The organism is Microbacterium meiriae (genome assembly GCF_025143875.1).
Classification (GTDB): Bacteria; Actinomycetota; Actinomycetes; order Actinomycetales; family Microbacteriaceae; genus Microbacterium; species Microbacterium meiriae.
Map to the genome: position 1 here is coordinate 1 of NZ_JAMBDU010000012.1, position 16,991 is coordinate 16,991.

Genomic DNA, 16,991 nt, shown 5'->3' on the forward strand with positions numbered 1-16,991 from the left:
GGGGTTTTTTCCCCCGGCGGGGGGGGGGGGGGGGGGGGGCGCGGGCCCCCCCCCGCGCCCTCACCGGAGGACGGCCCCCAGACGATGGTGTCGAACGTTGCCGCCGAGCCGGTGATGTGCACGTGCGCGAGGCCCGGGTGCTGGGTGAGATACGCGCCGGCCGCCGGGCCCCCGCGCACGATCCGCAGCAGTCCGGGCTCGATGAGCGGGGCGAGCGCGCGCTTGTAGACGGGGACCAGGGCGTCCTGCGTGGGGTTCACCTTCAGCAGGGCGGTGCGGTTGTGGGCGAGCAGTTCGTACAGCACGTCCAGCACGGGGATGGAGGTCACGTTCCCGGCGCCGAGCACGAGGCCCACGCCGCCGGACACCGTCGGCGTGCGCTGGGCCAGACCCGCACCCGCCCTGGCGGCGTTCGGCGTGGTCCCCGGCTCGAGCCAGACCTCGCCGGTGAATCCGGACAGCAGGAACCGGTCGATGCCGGTGAGAGGGAAGGCATGCACGCGTGCCCGGCCACCGGGCGCCCGGTCGACCCGGATGCCGTCCAGTGGATTGGCCCCGTTCGCGATCCGGGTCAGCGTGGCGATCGAGGCGTCGAGCGCCCCGAGGACGCTGTACGGACCGCTCAGCCACTCCTCGCCGCGGAGCGGATGCCGCGCGTCCAGGCCCTTGGAGGCGGCGGCGGTCGTCGCCCAGTCGTCGGCCGTCGCGGCGACGCTCGTGCGGACCTGCCGGAGCAGCGTCGCGCGCTGCGCCACGGTGAGCGCGGTCCACACCGACGTCCCGGTCTGCAGGTCGGCGACGGCGGCGTCGAGCCGCTCCGCCTCGCCTTCCCCGAGAGCGGGAACGGCAGGCGCTGTCGTGGGCGCAGAAGTCATCGGCGTCTCCTTCGAACGGGCTTTCAGCTTAGGCGTCCGCGCGGAGATCCGCCGAGTGGCGAGACGATCAGATGAGCGAGAGCTCGCGCAGCTTCGACTCCACGTCGGCGTTCGACGGCTCGACGTGGTGCGAGGCGTCGGGGTAGACGACGACGGGGATGTTCGTGCGGCCGGAGATGTCCTTCGCGATGTCGGCGGCGTCGGGGTCGGCGACCAGGTCGACGTAGGTGTACGCGACGCCGAGCTCGTCGAGCTGCTTCTTCGTGCGGATGCAGTCGCGGCACCAGTCGGCGCCGAACATCGTGATGGTGTCGGAGGCGGGGTTGGTCATGCCTCCAGCCTACGTCCGTGGGGGAGGGGCGGCTCCGAAGAAGCCCGCCAGTGCGGCGGCGAGAGGTTCTGGCGCCTCCTCCGCCATGTGGTGCCCGCTGTCGATGCCGTGGCCGCGGACATCGTCGGCCCAGTCCCGCCAGATGCGGAGAGGGTCGCCGTAGAGCTCTTCGAGATCGTCGCGTTCCGACCAGAGCACGAGCGCGGGCATCGCGAGTCGGCGCCCGGCGGCGCGATCCGCCTCCTCGTGTGCGCGGTCGATCGTGAGACCGGCGCGGTAGTCCTCGAGCATCGCCCGGATGACCGACGGCTGCCGCACCGCGTGCAGGAACTCGGCATGGTTCGCCGCGCCCATCGTCGCCGGGTCGGCCTTGGGGGCGTACCAGGCCTCCGGGTCCGCGCCGATGACGCGCTCCGGGATGTCCGGCTGGGCGAAGAAGAACCAGTGCCACCAATGCACGGCGAAGGTCGCGTCGCAGCGGCGAAGGTGCTCCGAGATCGGCAGGCAGTCCAGCAGCGCGACCTGTTCCACGGTCTCCGGGTGATCGAGGGCGAGCCGGAGCGCGACGTAGCTGCCTCGGTCGTGCCCGACAAGGCGGAAGCGCTCGTGACCGAGTCTCTCGGCGACGGCGCGGATGTCTCGGGCGACGGCACGCTTGGAATGGGCCGAGTGATCGGAGGTGGGCGCCGGGCCGCGGGAGCGTCCATAGCCGCGCAGGTCGGGGCAGATCACGGTGAAGCCGCGCTCGACGAGCAGGGGAGCCACCCGATGCCACGTCGCCGAGGTACGGGGGTGACCGTGCAGGAGCACCACGGGCGGTCCCGAGCCACCGTGACGGACGAGGATGTCCGCCTCGGAGGTCGGGATCCGAGTGGTCGTGAAGCCGGGGAACAGCGCCTCGTCGGCGGCGCTCATCGCCCGGGGTCCGCTTCGGCCGGCAGCTCCTCGACCGGGATGATCACGACGTCCTGCACCTTCCAGTCCAGGTCGGCGATGCCCTCGGACGCGGCGGTCAGGTCGGCCGTGCGGACGGCCCGGTGATGCGGCACCACGAACGCCTCGATGTGGAACACCTGGCCCTGATCCCGCATGCGCACGGCAGCCTGATCCACCCAGGGGCGGCTGCGCAGGTAGGAGACGACATCGCGGGCCAGCGGATGCGGCTCCGCGCTGTCGAACGTGCGGGCCCGCTGATCCATGAGATCGACGATCGCCGTCTTCGTGTTGCGGAAGCCGTCCCAGATGATGCCGAGCGAGATGAAGAGCGCCGCGGCGCCGTCGAGCCACCAGATTCCCGCGCCCACACCGAGCACGCCGACGATCGAGGCGACCGTCGTCTGCCAGTCCGCCTTCGCCATGTCGGCGTCGGCGTAGAGCAGCTTGTTGTGCAGGACGGGAGCGAGCTTGGCCTTGGCCGGACCGTAGAAGAACACCGGTCCGACGATCACGACGGCCATGACGGCGACCATGAGCCAACCGAGCCAGATCGTCTGCCCGAACAGCTGCACCGTGCCGATGGTCGGGTGCTCCCCCCGGAGGAGTCCGGCGACGGCCTCGACGGCGAGGTTGAGGCCGACCGCGAGGAGCGCGACACCGGCGACGAGGTGCCCGACGCCCATCACGCGGTGCAGGCCGTAGGGGTGCTTCCGGGTGGGGCGGCGCCGCACGAACACCAGGGCGAGAAGGAACGCGAACTGCGGGATCAGGGACAGCATGTCCTCGATCCACGCGGTGCGCATCGCCTGGGACTCGCCCACGACGAGCGCGATCACGGTGATCGTGATCGAGGTGTAGACGATCGTGAGGATCTCCCAGCGCACGGCTTTCCGGGTCGCCTGCTGCTGTTCGTCGGGGAGCTCGGTACGCCCGAACCGCTTCGTCTCGGTCATCGGTCGACCTCACCGTCGAGGTACGTCTCGAGGGCCGAGAGGAATGCGTTCTCGCCCAGGGGGACGAGCATCACGAGCTCCCGACCGCCCGCGCCCTCGATCCCGGGATAGCCGCGGGTCACGCCCGCCTTGTCGATCCACGGGGTGTCCGGGGTCAGGCCGCCGGCGACGAGATCGAGGTCGCCGGTCTCCAGCATGCCCACCAGGCTCTCCTCGGTCGCGACCGTCCAGGTGACGTGGGCGTCCAGGCTCGCGGCGAAGCCGTCGACGAGGGCGACGACCGGCCCGTGGGGCCGGCCGCCGTCTGTCTCGACCAGGCCGGGGTCGGGCGAGGTGCCGACCCGCAGCTCTCCGCCCGTGACTCGGTCCAGGGTGCCGTCCGGGTCTGCGGGGACCGTCGCTCCGCACCCGCTCAGGGCTGCGGCCACGATCAGGCCGACCAGGGCGCCGACCATGCGGCGTCCGGCGGGCGTGCGTCGAATCCTCTCACTGCTCACGGACTCAGGATGACGCGTGGCGCCGTCCGGGTAAAGGTGTTGACGAGCGCCGTCGCGGAGGACTAACGGCTCTTGATGGTAAGGGTAGCCTTACCTATAGTGGAGGCATGAGCATCGCGTGCGAGCACCTCGAGGATCCGGACTGGGAAGCGATGGAGGGAGCCGTCCTCATCGCCGGGGACGCCGCCGATGTCGGAGCCATCGCCCGCGTCGCGTCCCGGCTCCCGTGGGATGCGCACGGCGTCATCCTCATCGAGGCGGCGGCCCGTATCCAGTTCCGGCACATCGACGTCCCCCAGGGGGTCTCGGTCCGCTGGCTCCTGCGCGCCGAGGGGCCGCGCGCCCATGCCCGCGGCGAGCGTCTCGCGAACGCCGTCTACGCGTGGTGCCTGGAGTGGACGTGCAGTGAGCCCCCGGAGCACTGGACGGTGTGGCTCGGCCCGCACACCCCGCCGCACGTGGCGCGGATGGCGCGCAGCCTCCTCGGCGTCGCGAACTGACCGACGCCGGCTTCAGCGGGTCGCGCCGACCACCGACGCCGTGGCGTTCGCGGTGATCGCGTCGAGCGCGCGGCGGAGCGCCGAGCTCGACGTGTGCGCGGTGTACGGGAAGTAGACGACCTCGACGCCCACCTCCGCGAACTCGCTCTCCAGCCGCAGGCCCTTCTCGGTGCCGCGCCAGTCGTCGCCCTTGAAGAAGTGCGTGAAGCGCACGTCGCGCCAGGAGTCCATCTTCGACGGCGTCGTCTCGACGTAGACGTCGTCGACGAAGGAGATGTGCCGCACGATCTCGGCACGCTCGGCGGTCGGGATGACCGGCTCGATCCCCTTGACCTGACGCAGCATCTCGTCGCTCACCACCCCGGCGATCAGGATGTCGCAGTGCTGTTTGGCGTGCCGCAGCAGATTGAGGTGCCCGACGTGAAACAGGTCGAAAGCTCCGACGGCATAGCCGATACGCGTCCCCATGATCTCCCCAGATCGATCATTCCCCAGTCGAACGGATCCCCACCCGTTCGTCGCGACTCCCACAGCCGCAGACGACACTTTAGCAGGAACATGTCCTGCGGCCCATAGGAACCCATGGAACGATGGATGCCGGAGCCGATGGGGCTGCGGAACGAAGGGGACCACGTTGGGGGCAGGGGTCACGGTCATCGTGCCGACGTACAACGAGCGCGACAACGTCGCCGAACTCGTGGAGCGGACGGCGGCGGCATTGGCGGGACGGGACGCCGAGATCCTCTTCATCGACGACAGCACCGATGACACCGCGGCCGAGGTGGAGCGCCTCGCGGCCGACGCCCCGATCGCGGTCCGGGTGCTCCATCGCGCGGACAACGTCGGGGGCCTCGGCGGGGCGGTCGTCGTCGGCCTGGGGGCCGCGAACGGCGACGTCTGCATCGTGATGGACGGCGACCTCCAGCATCCGCCGGAGCTCCTGCCGACCCTGCTGGACCGGTACGCGGACGGCGACGCGGACGTCGTCGCCGCCTCCCGCTACATCGGCGGCGGAGACACCAGCGGCCTCGGGACGGCCGTGCGCTTCGGCGTCTCCCGCGCCGCCACCTGGCTGACCCGCGCGATGTTCCCGCGGCGGCTCGCCCGGAGCACCGATCCGATGACCGGGTTCTTCCTCGTCGACCGGCGGCGACTCGATCTCGCTGCCCTGCGGCCGCAGGGCTTCAAGATCCTCCTGGAGATCCTCGCCCGCACCGATCTGCGGATCGCGGAGGTCCCGATGGAGTTCGGCGAACGCCGCCACGGCACCTCGAAGGCGAGCCTCCGGCAGGGGGCCACGTTCATCGCCCACCTGGCACGGCTGCGCTTCGGAAAGATGTCCCTGTTCGCCGCGATCGGCGTCCTCGGCGCCATCGCGAACCTCGCGATCATGTGGGCGCTGACCGCCGCGGGCGTGCCCTACGTGTGGGCGGCGATCATCGGCGCCGAGGTCACGATCGTGGGCAACTTCCTGCTGCAGGAGCGGTTCGTCTTCGCGGACATGCGCACCGACGCCCGCAGCGCCGCGGCACGCTTCGCGGCCTCGTTCACGTTCAACAACGTCGAGGCGGCCCTGCGCATCCCGGTGATGGCGCTCATGGTCGAGACGTGGCACATCTCCAGCGTGCTCGCCACGGCGCTCTCGCTCGTCGTGGCGTTCTTCGCCCGCTTCCTCTTCCACTCGCTCGTCGTGTACGCGCCCCGTCGGCGACGGGAGGAGCGGGAGGCGGCGGGTGAGCCGGAGCCGGACACCGCGACCCTGCGCATCATCCGCGCCATCGACGCGGAGGCGATGAAGCCGGGCGAACTCTAGGCGTCGTCGGCGGACAGGTAGTCCGCGAGGGACGCATCCGCATCCCTCGGCGTCCAGCCGGTGGCCGTGATCCGGGCGAGGTCCAGGACGCTGTTGCGCGGACGCGGCGCGATCGGTCCGGCCTGGTCGGCGAAGTACTCCTCCGTCGTCACCGGGGTGACCGCGGCCGGGTCGTGCCCGGTCAGCCGGTAGACCGCGCGCGCGATGTCGGCCCAGGAGCGCGGTTCGCCGCCCCCGGTCACGTTGTAGAGCCCGAACGGCGCCGAGACGTCGAGCAGGTGCCGGATGGCCGCGGCGAGGTCCGCCGTGAAGGTGAGCCGCCCGATCTGGTCGCCGACGACCCGCGGCGCGATGCCCCGCTCCGCCAGCGAGGCCATCGTCCGCACGAAGTTGCGGCCGTCGCCGATCACCCAGGAGGTCCGCAGGATGTAGTGACGGGGCACGGTCGCGACGATCGCGTCCCCCGCCGCTTTCGTCTGCCCGTAGACACCGAGCGGCCGGACCTCGTCCGTCTCGGTGTAGGGGCCGTCCTTCGTGCCGTCGAACACGTAGTCGCTGGACACGTGCACGAGCGTGAGGCCGTTCTCGGTCGCGATGCGGGCGAGCGCGGACACGCCCGTGACGTTCGCCGCCCAGGCCTCGGCCCGCCCCTCCGCGGTCTCGGCGTGGTCGACGGCCGTGTAGGCGGCCGCGTTGATGATCGTCCCGTAGTCGCGCCAGCGCCGTGCGACGGCCAGCTCGGGGTCGCGGAGGTCGAGCGTCTCCCTGGTCGTGTACTCGACGTGCTCCGCGTCCCCGAGAGCCGCCCGCAACGCCAGGCCGAGCTGACCGGACGCCCCGACGACGAGGGTCTTCCGCGGGCCGATCGGGGTCACGTCGGCCAGTCGAGGATGCGCCCGGTCCTTCGGGGAGATCTCGACCTGGTCGAGCGGGATCGGCCACGCGATGGCCGCCGTCTCGTCGGCGAGATTGAGGAAGGAGTACGCCGCGTCCGGCGACCAGTGGTCGTTCACCAGGTAGGTGTAGGCGGTGTCCGCTTCGAGCGTCTGGTACGAATTGCCGACGCCGCGAGGCACGAGGATGGCGCGCGACGGGTCGATCTCCGCCGTGAAGACGCGCCCGAAGGTCTCGCCCGCCCGCAGATCGACCCAGGCGCCGAAGATCCGGCCGGTGGCGACGGAGACCCACTTGTCCCACGGTTCGGCATGGATGCCGCGGGTGGTGCCGATCGCGTCGTTGAACGAGATGTTGTTCTGCACGGGACCGAAGTCCGGAAGGCCGGCGGCGACCATCTTCTCGCGCTGCCAGTTCTCCTTGAACCAGCCGCGGGCATCACCGTGCACCGGGAGGTCGACGAGGAGCAGGCCGGGGATCGGCGTCTCGGTGATCGTGAGCGCCTTGCCGAACGCGGTCATCACTGCCCCCGGGCGGCGTAGAACGACTCCGTGGCGTCCTTGGCCGGCGCCCACCAGTCCTCGTTCGCGCGGTACCACTCGATGGTGGAGGCGAGGCCCGACTCGAAGTCGGAGAACCGCGGCGCCCAGCCGAGCTCGGTGCGCAGCTTCGTGGAGTCGATGGCATAGCGCAGATCGTGACCGGCGCGGTCCGTGACGTGGTCGTAGGCGTCGGCGGGCTGGCCCATCTGCGTGAGGATCAGCTCGACGACGGACTTGTTGTCCTTCTCGCCGTCGGCGCCGATCAGGTACGTCTGGCCGATCTCGCCCTTCTCCAGGATCGTGAGGACGGCCGAGGAGTGGTCGTCGGCATGGATCCAGTCGCGCACGTTCTGTCCGGCGCCGTACAGCTTGGGTCGGATCCCGCGCAGCACGTTCGTGATCTGGCGCGGAATGAACTTCTCCACGTGCTGGTACGGGCCGTAGTTGTTCGAGCAGTTGGAGATCGTCGCCTGCACGCCGAACGAGCGCACCCAGGCGCGCACGAGCAGGTCGCTGCCGGCCTTCGTGGACGAGTACGGCGACGAGGGGTTGTACGGCGTCTGCTCCGTGAACCGTGCCGGGTCGTCGAGCTCGAGGTCTCCGTACACCTCGTCGGTGGAGATGTGGTGGAACCGGCGATCATGCCGACGGGCGGCCTCCAGCAGCGTGTACGTGCCGATGATGTTGGTGTCGAGGAACGGCCGCGGGTCGTGCAGCGAGTTGTCGTTGTGGGACTCGGCGGCATAGTGGACGACCGCGTCGGTCCGGGCGAACAGGCTGTCGACGAGCGCGGCGTCGGCGATGTCCCCCTCGACGAGTTCGACCCGGTCGGCGGGGAGACCAGCGAGCGAGGCGCGGTTGCCGGCGTAGGTGAGCTTGTCCAGCACGGTCACGTGCGCGTCCGTGTGCGCGACCACGTGGTGCACGAAGTTCGATCCGATGAAGCCGGCGCCGCCGGTCACGAGCAGGCGGGTCATCGAGCGCCCCTTTCGAGCAGTCCGAGCAGGTAGGTTCCGTAGCCCGACTTCACGAGGGCTTCCGCGCGCGTCCGAAGCGCCTCGTCGTCGAGGAAGCCCTGACGCCAGGCGACCTCCTCCGGCACGCCGATCTTCATCCCCGTGCGGCGCTCCATCGTGCGCACGTAGTCGGCGGCGTCGGTCATCTGGTCGAAGGTCCCGGTGTCCAGCCACGCTGTCCCGCGGGGGAGGACCTCGACCTGGAGCTTGCCCCGTTCGAGGTAGGCCCGGTTCACGTCCGTGATCTCGTACTCCCCGCGAGCGCTGGGCGCCAGGTTGCGAGCGATCTCGATGACGTCGTTGTCGTAGAAGTACAGGCCGGGCACCGCGTAGTTGCTCTGCGGGGCGGCGGGCTTCTCCTCCAGGGAGACGGCCTGGCCGTCGGCGTCGAACGCCACGACTCCGTAGGCTTCCGGCTCCGCCACCCAGTACGCGAAGACCGCGCCACCGTCGATGTCCGCGAAGCGCTTGAGCTGCGTGCCGAGGCCCGGCCCGTAGAGCAGATTGTCGCCGAGGACCAGCGCGACGCTGTCGTCGCCGATGAAGTCCGCGCCGATGGTGAACGCCTGGGCGAGGCCGTCCGGCGACTCCTGCTGCGCGAAGGACAGGGAGACGCCGAACTGGGAGCCGTCTCCCAGCAGCCGCTCGAAGTGCGCGGCGTCGTGCGGCGTCGTGATGATGAGGATCTCCCGGATCCCGGCGAGCATCAGGGTCGACAGCGGGTAGTACACCATCGGCTTGTCGTAGACCGGGATCAGCTGCTTCGAGACCCCCAGCGTGATGGGGTGCAGCCGCGTGCCCGAGCCGCCCGCCAGAATGATGCCCTTCATATATGTCCCCCTCGTGAAACATCGATGCTCGTGGCGGCGTCACTGAGAGGACGGCCATCCCCTGCCGTCCGACGACCCCCACAGTCGTACGCTCGACTCTAGCGGAGAACTCGCCCTTTACACCGCCCGGGCCGAGGTCCATAGTGGGCCTCGTGGGATCCGAGGACAGCCCGGCGCTGTCCGTCACCTGGGCGCACCGTGCCGAGCAGTCGGCATCCGCCTGGGCGCGCGCACACGCCAGGGGAGAGGTTCCGAGCGTCTGGCCCTACGGGCTGGACGCTCTTCGCGACCACGCCGTCGTGGAGGTGGATGAGCTCCCCGACCCCGGCCGGATCGCACGGCTCCGCGCACGCGCCGGCGTCGGCCCGCGGCCCCGTGCCGGGTTCGCCATCGCGTGGGACGAGAACACTGCCTATCGTCTGCAGATCCTGCGGCCGCGGACGCGGTACGCCGCCGGCGTCATCTGGCTCACCGACATGGCGGCGGCCGGCGCTGCACCCGGTCGACTGGTGGCGATGCTGCGGGCGGCCACGGCGCTCTGGGTGCTGAGCGAGGCACAGGTCGTGCCCCTGCAACGGCTCCTCGGGGCCGACGCGCCCCGCATCTTCGTCGTGCCGTTCGGGATCGACCACGAGTTCTTCGGCGCGCAGCCACCCGCCGCCCGACCCCGGATCGTCAGCGCCGGCAACGATCGCGACCGGGATCCCGCGACGCTGTACGCCGCGCTCGCCCTGGTCCTCGCTGCGCGCCCGGGAGTCGATGTCGTCGTGCAGTCGCCCTCCGCGCTGCCGCCTCCGGAGGGCGTCCGGCTCGTGCGTCGGCTGCCGCACACGGAGCTCCGCGATCTGTACGCGACGGCGAGCGTCGTGGTGACCGCGACCCGCCCCAACCTGCACGCGTCAGGGATGACGGTGGCGCTGGAGGCTCTGGCCACGGCCCGCCCCGTGGTGGTCTCGGACACCCCTGGCATGCGCGATTACGTCAGCGCCCGCACCGGTGTCCTCGTCCCGCCGGAGGAGCCGGAGGTGCTGGCGGAAGCGCTGCTCGGAATGCTGGACGATCCCGACCGCGCCGCCGAGCTGGGTCGGCAGGGCCGGATCGAGGTCGAGCGCCGCTTCACGACCGCGACGATGGTCGACGCCCTCGTCCGCGGTCTCCGAGCGGACGGCTGACGTCGACGCTCAGACCGAAGGGGGCACGTCGCTGATGATGTACTTCGTCTTGCCGCCCGTGTAGGGCAGGGAGTCGACGAAGTCGGTGCGCACCGGCACCTCGTTCGCGATCCGCTCCTGCAGTGCGGCGACCGCGCTCTCGATCTGACTCCGCGCCTCCGCGCCGTCACCCTCCACGACGCGGATGGTGATCGAGTGATCGGCGAGCTGGTGGATCTGGAAGAGACGCACGGCTTCCGGGTGTGCGGCGAACATCCCCATGAGGCGGTGCGCGAGCACGGTACCGCTGGGGAGACGGATCATGTCCGTCGTCCGCCCCTGAGGCTGCTCCATGAGCGGGAGGGCACTGCCGCAGCGGCAGGGTTCCGATCGCAGGATGCCCTTGTCGCCGGTGCGATACCGGATCAGCGGGAAGACCCTGTTGCGCAGATCCGTGATGACGAGGTCACCCAGCTGGCCGGGGGCTGCGGGGGCCCCGTCCTCGTCCACCACCTCCACCCGGCGGACGTCGGCGAAGACGTGGAGACCGTCGCGATGAGCGCATTCCCCGGCGATCCATCCGAATTCGGAACCGCGATACTCGTCGTGGACGGGAGCGCCGAAGACCGACTCGAGCCGTGCGCGGACGGAGGCCGTGAGCGGCGCCGCCGTCGTCGCGATCGCCTTCGGGATGGGGACGCTCAGCTTCCGGCGCTCCAGGAAATCGGCGAACTCCAGCATCGCTCCGACGTACCCCTCGATCAGGCGCGGTCGCGTCGCGGTGAGTCGTCGATGGAACGCTTCCATCGTCTGCTCCGAGATCAGACCGGCGTCGAGGTAGACCTGAGTGGTGGGCCACCAGGAGAGGTCGTTCTTGATGGTCGCCAGCCGCCCGAAGTTCCAGCGACCGACCCGGGCGAGGTCGTCGTACGGCTCGATCCCCCACCAGGAGTACATCCTCCAGCTCAGGGCCAGCGCCGGCACCCTGGCGTCGTGGAGGGTGGCGAGGGGCTCTCCCGTGCTGCCGCCCGTCAGAGCAGGTCGCGCACTGGCTTCCGTCGCCTCGGGCGTGCGCATCTCCGCCGCGTGCTGCTTGACGGTCGCCCGGTCGAGGATCGGCAACGACGCCCAGGCTTCCGGATCGGTCAGGGAATCCGGGCGGACGCCGAGCTCCCGGTAGCGGGCGCCGTAGAACGCGGAGGAGTCCATGGCGAACGCCGCGATGTCCCGAGCGAGCCTGTTCTGCATACCGGCGAACTCGGCCGGGGCCAAGCGCTCGTTCGAGAGGAGTTCACGGTGGAAGGCTCCCGCTCTCGCCCGTACGGTCGCGGCCTTGGCGCGGAAGAACGCGCCCTTCAGTGATGCGGACATGGATGGAGCCTCTCGTCATTGAGCGGGCGGGTGGGAGGGTGGGTCAGAAGCGGTGGCGGCGCCGACGCTTGTGTGCGACGCCCTCGCGGAAGGCGTCCCGGTGGGCACGGCCGGCGTCCGCCCATTCGCGGCGGGAGAGGTCGGGTGCCCCGGTCAGCGTCGATGCCGCCCGCCAGGCCTCGACCACCGCTGCGGCGTCGAGGTCGCCGTCGTACAGGAGCACCCACTCGGCGCCCACTTCGCGCGCCAGCGCCTCATTCGCCTCGTTCCGCGGCACCAGCACGGGCCGTGCCATGGACAGGGCGGCGAGGACGCTGCCCGAGTTGTGCATGAAGCGGTAGGCCAGAACGATCAGCTCGGAGGAGGTGGCGAGCTGGACGAGCTCGGCATCGCTCAGGAAGTCGAGGTGCAGTTCGACGGCGGGGAGACCGGACGTCCGTTCACGGAGGTCGTCGCCGAGCTCGGGGGTGGAGGGGCGACCGCCGATCTTCAGGCTCAACGTCGGCTCGATCGTCACCGCCTCCGCATAGGCGTCGATGAACCCTTCGAGCCCTTTGTAACGACGCACCCCGCCGAACGATCCCAGCCGACCGGGCACACGCTCGGCGGAGGGGAACGCGGCGTACCAGTCGCGGTAGTGACCGTGCAGGATGAGGCTGTGCGGCGTGCCCGGAGGGAGCGGCGTCGTCTCGTTGATGACGATCCGATAGTCGGTGTGCCGATCGATGGACCGCAGCAGCCACAAGCGTGGCGCGTTGTCATCGGGAAGCTCGATGTTGTGGACCGTCCGCACCACGGCGATACGTCGAGACAGGCGGTGCCTGGCGACGAGGGCCGCCGTGAGGAGGAACTTGCCGGTGGACTTCCACCAGGTCGATCCGTGGAGCTTGGCCTCGGGCCAGTGCCAGTGGAAGGCGTCGTAGCGGCCGAAGAGGGCGGTCTTCCACGAGAACCGGAGATGCTCCAGGCCCTCCGTCGTCCCCAGGGCCTCGTCGAGCATCTTGTTGTACGGATTCGTCGTGGGGCGCGGGGCGCCGAGGGACTGCATCACGCGGATGCTCGACGCGGATTCGGTCATCGTGTTGTCCTCCGAGGGGCGACGGTATTCGTCGTAGCGGCGGCCGAGAGCGGCGGCGATGGTGCCGCGGCCGCGGTGGATCAGGCGGGTGCCGCGGGCGTGATGGGCGATGTTCGAGGTCGCGGCGCCGAAGGCTCGACGTGCTGCACCGACGACGATCCGGGCGATCCCACCGATCAGGGAGCGCACCCGGAGCAGACCGCGGCGCAGCCTCCCTCGGGTGAGCTGCAGGTCGATGCGGGTACCGGCATTGGCCGAGCTGAACGCCCGCTGCGCCGCCCACGCGCGGCTGAGGCGCGCGGCGACGACGAGGTCCTCGGTCTCGGACTCGTTGCACCAGACGATGCGGCCGCCTCGGCCGACGAGTTCGCGGGTGAAGAGCGTGTCCTCGCCGCCGCCGAGCCCGAGGGACGGGTCGAAGCGCACGCCGAAGCGGCGCACCGCTCGGAGGTCGAGCAGCAGGTTCCCCGCCGCGGCGACCGAGAGCACGGTCCCGGTCGGGCGGGGCGGACGACGGAACGTGCCGGATGCGAGCAGCCAGGGATCGACGTCGTCGTCGAACACGGAGATGACGCGGCCCATGACGGCATCCGCGTCGAACGCGCGCCAGGTGGTGATCAGCGCCGAGAGCCAGCCGGCACGGGGGACCTCGTCGTCGTCGATGAAGGCGAGCAGGTCGCGGTCGGCGCACTCGTCCAGCAGCCGGTTCCGCGCGGCCACGATGCCCGGCGTCGGCTCGACGACGTACCGGACGGGCAGGGCGGCGTTCGCGGCCACCTCGCGCGCGGAGCCCGCGGCGTCGTTGTCGACGACCAGCACCTCCACGTCCACGCCGAGGTCCGCACACTCCGCGATCCGGTCAGGGAGTGCGCGCAGCAGCGCCGCCAGCAGCTCCGGCCGTCGGTAGGTGGGTACGCCGATCGTCACGGCGATCGCGTCGCCCGTCCCCGGTCCCCTCGTCATCCGCCTCATCCCCATGGCAGTCGTGCGCCTGTCTCCCCGCGCCGGCTCATCGTACCGTGAACGACGGGTGCGCCGAGCCGCCTCTGGCGTATAGTCGGTGTCCTGGGAGTCGACGCCGGTCGCGACTCTGGGGAATTCGACCGGCGACCCGAGCGGACCGTGTGGGCGGATCCGGGGGGAGGATCGCGTGTCAATCGTGCACGGACGGCTGGCCGTCGTCGTCGTGAACTACGCCTCGGCGCGGCTGCTCGAGCGCAATCTGGTGCTCGTGGAGCGCGAGGCTCGTGCCGTCGATGAGGAGGCCCTGGTGGTCGTCGTCGACAACTGGGCCGGTGCCGCGGAGCGCGAGGCCGCCGTCGCGGTCGCAAAGGCGCACGGATGGACCCTCATCACCCCCGAGACGAACAGCGGATTCGGCGGCGGCGTCAACATCGGGGTCACGCGGGCGCTCGCCGACGGCGCGACCGACGTCCTCGTGATCAACCCGGACGCGCACATCGACCGTGTGTCTCTGGGGCGCCTGGCCTCGGTCACCTCGGCCTCGCGCACGACCCTCGCCTCGCCGGTGATCACCGACTCCGAGGGACGCACCTGGTTCGCCGGCATCGACCTCCTGCTCGACGACGGCACGATGCGGGCGCGTCGCAAACGCCGGGCGGACGACGCGCGCCCCTACGAGCCGTGGCTGAGCGGTGCCTGCCTGTGGATCACCCGCGAGGTGTGGGCGCTCTCGGGCGGCTTCGACGACGAGTACTTCCTCTACTGGGAGGACGTCGACTTCTCGCGCCGTGTGGTCTCGGCCGGCGGGACGCTCGTGCTCGTCGAGGAGGCGACGGCCGTGCACGACGAGGGCGGCACGCAGCGCGCCGAACCCCAGCTCGCGAGGGCGAAGTCGGAGGGCTACTACTTCTACAACATCCGCAACCGGATGCTGTACGCGGTCCGGCACCTCGACGACGAGGCCGTGCACCGCTGGCGCCGGTCGATACCCCGTACCGCCCGCGAGGTGATCCTCCGCGGCGGCCGCCGACAGCTGCTGCATTCCGCCGCTCCGCTGCGCGCCTACGTCCGCGGGGTGCGCGAGGCCAGACGGATCGCGCGCCTGTCCGGCACGGAATCGAAGGGAACGTCATGGTCGTAGACGCCTACCGTCAGCTCGCCAGGGCGCAGAAGGGCCATGCCCGCGGCGCCCCCGCCTACTCGGTCTACGTGAACCGCAGGCTCGGACGCGTGCTCGCCGCGCTGGCGTTCCGGCTCGGCCTCACGCCGAACCAGGTGTCGATCATCAGCGCCGTCCATTCGTTCGCCGCCATCGGCCTCATCGCCTTCGCCCCGGTCACGGTGCCGCTCGGGCTGCTCATCGCGCTCCTCCTCGTCCTCGGCTATGCGTGGGACTCCGCGGACGGTCAGGTCGCGCGGCTCCGCGGCGGCGGGAGCCCGCAGGGCGAGTGGCTGGACCACTTCATCGACACGCTCAAGATCGCGTCGCTGCACCTCGCGGTGCTGATCGGCCTGTACCGGGTCCTTCCGGAGTCGCCGGCGCTGCTGCTGATCCCGATCGTGTTCAGCATCGTCGCCTCGACCACGTTCTCGGGCATGCTCCTGAACGACCTCCTCAAGGGCAAGCACGCCGTCGCGTCCACCCATGAACGCGGCGGAGGGACCCTGCGACGCTCGCTCGTGCTGCTGCCGACCGACTTCGGGCTGGTCTGCCTCGTCTTCGTCCTCTGGGGCTGGACGCCGGGGTTCCTCGTCGCGTACAGCGCGCTCTGCGCCGCCGCGGTCCTGTTCCTCGCGCTCGCCGCGGTGAAGTGGTTCCGCGAGATCGGAAGGCTCGGTGACCCGGCATGACCGGCGGCTCGATCCTCATCGTGTGCGCGGCCAACGTCTGCCGGTCGCCGCTGGCCGAGCTGGAGCTGCGGCGCCGGCTCGGGGAGGGCTCCTCGCTCTCGGTGCGCAGCGCCGGCGTGCGCGCCAACGACGGAGACCCGATCTGCGCCGACGTCGCGTCGCGGCATGCCGACGAGGACTGGCGGGCACGGGCGCAGGCGCATCGAGCCCGCGAGGTCACCCGGGAGATGCTGGCCGCAGCCGACCTCGTGCTGACCGCCTCGCGCGATCTCCGGGGGGAGCTGGTGCGGGCGGCGCCGGAGCACCGCGAGCGGATGTTCACGCTGCGTGAGGCCGCGCACCTCGGCGTCGGGTTCGCGCCCGGCGGCTCCGATGTCATCGCCGACTACGTCGCTCACCTCGACCGGGCACGGACGCGTGCGGTGCCCCTCAGCGGCTCGCCGGGTCGCGGCGGCGGGCTCCGGCGTCTCCTCGGTCGTCGCTCCGTCGAGGACCCTGCCTCCATCGCGGATCGGCACGGGAGCCGGGGTCATGCCGGCACCCTCTCCGAGGTCGAGCAGGCCGTCGACGCGATCGGCGGGCAGCTCGGGAGACAGCGCCGACACTCCTCCTGATCGGGAGGGTTGTGGTTTTCCACGGTCCGCACTACCATTAGCCGACGCCGTGTTCTGCATGGCTGGGGGGAAACCGGAGCCGAGGGGGCTCCGGCTGGGGATCTGGGTTCTGGGGAGCTGCAGTGTTCACTGTTTCAGCATGCCGTTCTGGGGACGGCTCATCACGCGCACGCCGTGCGCTTTTCATCGCGCCCGTCGTGGCGCTCGCGCTCGTGTTCGCCGGATGCACGGCGGCACCGGACACCGCGGCGTCGCCGGAGCCCGAGGGCACCAGCACGACCGACTGGACGCCGCCGGCCGATCCCGACGCCCAGGGGCCCACCGAGGCCCCCGCGCTGACCGAGGAGAGCGGTGCGCTGGACGCGGAGATCGCGCTGTCCACCGACATGGTCGTGACCGTCGACGACATCTCGACCACCGAGGTCACCCCCGAGACGCCGGGCGAGTATGCCGGCTCCGCCGTCGTGGTGACCGTGAAGGTCGCCAACGACTCGAAGCGGGCGCAGAGCATCGACTCCGCCGTCGTCAGCCTCGTCACGGACGACGGCGACGTCGGGGTGGCCACCACCGCGGGTCCGAACGAACCTCTCCATGGAGAGCTGGCCGCCGGCGACGAGGCCACGGGAACCTACGTCTTCATGCTCGACCCCACGAAGGGTCGCGCCGTGAAGATCAGCGTGAACTACGCCGCCGGCGAGCCGGTGGCGACCTTCGCGGGCGAGCTCTCCTGAGCCGTGGGCGCGACGACTTTCACCGCGTCTCGTACGTGACATTTT

At 70.8% G+C, this 16,991-nt stretch carries 17 protein-coding genes and 1 pseudogene; 7 read left to right on the forward strand and 11 right to left on the reverse strand.

The genetic code is table 11. The features are described 5' to 3' along the window. From M4D53_RS09005 to M4D53_RS09025, 5 genes and pseudogenes are all read right to left on the reverse strand, one after another. Positions 1 to 875 (reverse strand): annotated as a pseudogene (locus tag M4D53_RS09005) (aldehyde dehydrogenase family protein); the annotation flags it as partial. 67 nt (positions 876 to 942) lie between these two features. Continuing rightward, on the reverse strand, positions 943 to 1,206 hold the full coding sequence (locus tag M4D53_RS09010) for a glutaredoxin family protein (protein WP_071327714.1): 264 nt from the start codon (positions 1,204 to 1,206) through the stop codon (positions 943 to 945). Positions 1,207 to 1,215: 9 nt separating this feature from the next. Next, the gene (locus M4D53_RS09015; protein ID WP_187663180.1) at positions 1,216 to 2,121 is read right to left on the reverse strand and encodes an alpha/beta fold hydrolase; all 906 of its coding nucleotides are present in this window, start codon (positions 2,119 to 2,121) and stop codon (positions 1,216 to 1,218) included. Further along, a complete protein-coding gene (locus M4D53_RS09020) occupies positions 2,118 to 3,095 on the reverse strand; it encodes a cation efflux transmembrane domain-containing protein (RefSeq protein ID WP_187663181.1) in 978 nt (325 codons plus the stop codon). The genes M4D53_RS09015 and M4D53_RS09020 overlap by 4 nt, the downstream gene beginning before the upstream one ends. Then, the gene (locus M4D53_RS09025; RefSeq protein WP_259953546.1) at positions 3,092 to 3,592 is read right to left on the reverse strand and encodes a type 2 periplasmic-binding domain-containing protein; all 501 of its coding nucleotides are present in this window, start codon (positions 3,590 to 3,592) and stop codon (positions 3,092 to 3,094) included. Before M4D53_RS09025 ends, M4D53_RS09020 begins: the two co-directional genes overlap by 4 nt. A gap of 107 nt (positions 3,593 to 3,699) precedes the next feature. Here M4D53_RS09025 and M4D53_RS09030 point away from each other — a divergent pair, with 107 nt between their 5' ends. Then, complete coding sequence (locus M4D53_RS09030; RefSeq protein ID WP_187663182.1) at positions 3,700 to 4,092, forward strand: SIP domain-containing protein; 393 nt, start codon at positions 3,700 to 3,702, stop codon at positions 4,090 to 4,092. A 12-nt stretch (positions 4,093 to 4,104) separates the two neighbouring features. Here M4D53_RS09030 and M4D53_RS09035 read toward each other — a convergent pair whose 3' ends face one another. Next, positions 4,105 to 4,560, reverse strand: coding sequence for an FAD synthase family protein (locus tag M4D53_RS09035; RefSeq protein ID WP_187663183.1), 456 nt, complete (start codon positions 4,558 to 4,560; stop codon positions 4,105 to 4,107). 166 nt (positions 4,561 to 4,726) lie between these two features. Between M4D53_RS09035 and M4D53_RS09040 the strand changes: the two genes are divergently transcribed. Continuing rightward, positions 4,727 to 5,905: a glycosyltransferase gene (locus M4D53_RS09040; protein WP_232089168.1), complete on the forward strand. Its 1,179-nt coding sequence runs from the start codon at positions 4,727 to 4,729 to the stop codon at positions 5,903 to 5,905. Here the strand turns inward: M4D53_RS09040 and M4D53_RS09045 are convergent. From M4D53_RS09045 to rfbA, 3 genes are read right to left on the reverse strand one after another with little or no spacing between them, the layout of a single operon-like run. Beyond that, positions 5,902 to 7,320 carry a sugar nucleotide-binding protein gene (locus tag M4D53_RS09045; protein ID WP_259953547.1) on the reverse strand — a complete coding sequence of 473 codons (1,419 nt, stop codon included), beginning with the start codon at positions 7,318 to 7,320 and terminating at the stop codon, positions 5,902 to 5,904. The genes M4D53_RS09040 and M4D53_RS09045 overlap by 4 nt on opposite strands. Beyond that, complete coding sequence (gene rfbB / locus M4D53_RS09050; RefSeq protein WP_187663185.1) at positions 7,320 to 8,318, reverse strand: dTDP-glucose 4,6-dehydratase; 999 nt, start codon at positions 8,316 to 8,318, stop codon at positions 7,320 to 7,322. Before rfbB ends, M4D53_RS09045 begins: the two co-directional genes overlap by 1 nt. After that, a complete protein-coding gene (rfbA, locus tag M4D53_RS09055) occupies positions 8,315 to 9,187 on the reverse strand; it encodes a glucose-1-phosphate thymidylyltransferase RfbA (RefSeq protein ID WP_187663186.1) in 873 nt (290 codons plus the stop codon). The genes rfbB and rfbA overlap by 4 nt, the downstream gene beginning before the upstream one ends. A 152-nt stretch (positions 9,188 to 9,339) precedes the next feature. Between rfbA and M4D53_RS09060 the strand changes: the two genes are divergently transcribed. After that, on the forward strand, positions 9,340 to 10,359 hold the full coding sequence (locus M4D53_RS09060; protein WP_259953553.1) for a glycosyltransferase family 4 protein: 1,020 nt from the start codon (positions 9,340 to 9,342) through the stop codon (positions 10,357 to 10,359). 9 nt (positions 10,360 to 10,368) lie between these two features. On the opposite strand, the gene M4D53_RS09065 is transcribed toward M4D53_RS09060, so the two are convergent. Both M4D53_RS09065 and M4D53_RS09070 read right to left on the reverse strand, forming a co-directional pair. Then, positions 10,369 to 11,709 (reverse strand): phenylacetate--CoA ligase family protein, encoded by a 1,341-nt coding sequence (locus M4D53_RS09065; RefSeq protein ID WP_259953555.1) that lies wholly within the window; start codon positions 11,707 to 11,709, stop codon positions 10,369 to 10,371. Between the two features lie 43 nt (positions 11,710 to 11,752). Next, a complete protein-coding gene (locus M4D53_RS09070) occupies positions 11,753 to 13,750 on the reverse strand; it encodes a glycosyltransferase (RefSeq protein ID WP_259953556.1) in 1,998 nt (665 codons plus the stop codon). A gap of 187 nt (positions 13,751 to 13,937) precedes the next feature. Here M4D53_RS09070 and M4D53_RS09075 point away from each other — a divergent pair, with 187 nt between their 5' ends. From M4D53_RS09075 to M4D53_RS09090, 4 genes are all read left to right on the forward strand, one after another. Beyond that, on the forward strand, positions 13,938 to 14,891 hold the full coding sequence (locus M4D53_RS09075; protein WP_232089170.1) for a glycosyltransferase family 2 protein: 954 nt from the start codon (positions 13,938 to 13,940) through the stop codon (positions 14,889 to 14,891). Beyond that, complete coding sequence (locus tag M4D53_RS09080) at positions 14,882 to 15,601, forward strand: CDP-alcohol phosphatidyltransferase family protein (protein ID WP_259953558.1); 720 nt, start codon at positions 14,882 to 14,884, stop codon at positions 15,599 to 15,601. The genes M4D53_RS09075 and M4D53_RS09080 overlap by 10 nt, the downstream gene beginning before the upstream one ends. Beyond that, positions 15,598 to 16,215 (forward strand): arsenate reductase/protein-tyrosine-phosphatase family protein, encoded by a 618-nt coding sequence (locus M4D53_RS09085; protein ID WP_259953559.1) that lies wholly within the window; start codon positions 15,598 to 15,600, stop codon positions 16,213 to 16,215. The genes M4D53_RS09080 and M4D53_RS09085 overlap by 4 nt, the downstream gene beginning before the upstream one ends. Positions 16,216 to 16,412: 197 nt before the next feature. Then, positions 16,413 to 16,946 carry a DUF4352 domain-containing protein gene (locus M4D53_RS09090; RefSeq protein ID WP_187663191.1) on the forward strand — a complete coding sequence of 178 codons (534 nt, stop codon included), beginning with the start codon at positions 16,413 to 16,415 and terminating at the stop codon, positions 16,944 to 16,946. Positions 16,947 to 16,991: the final 45 nt, after the last annotated feature.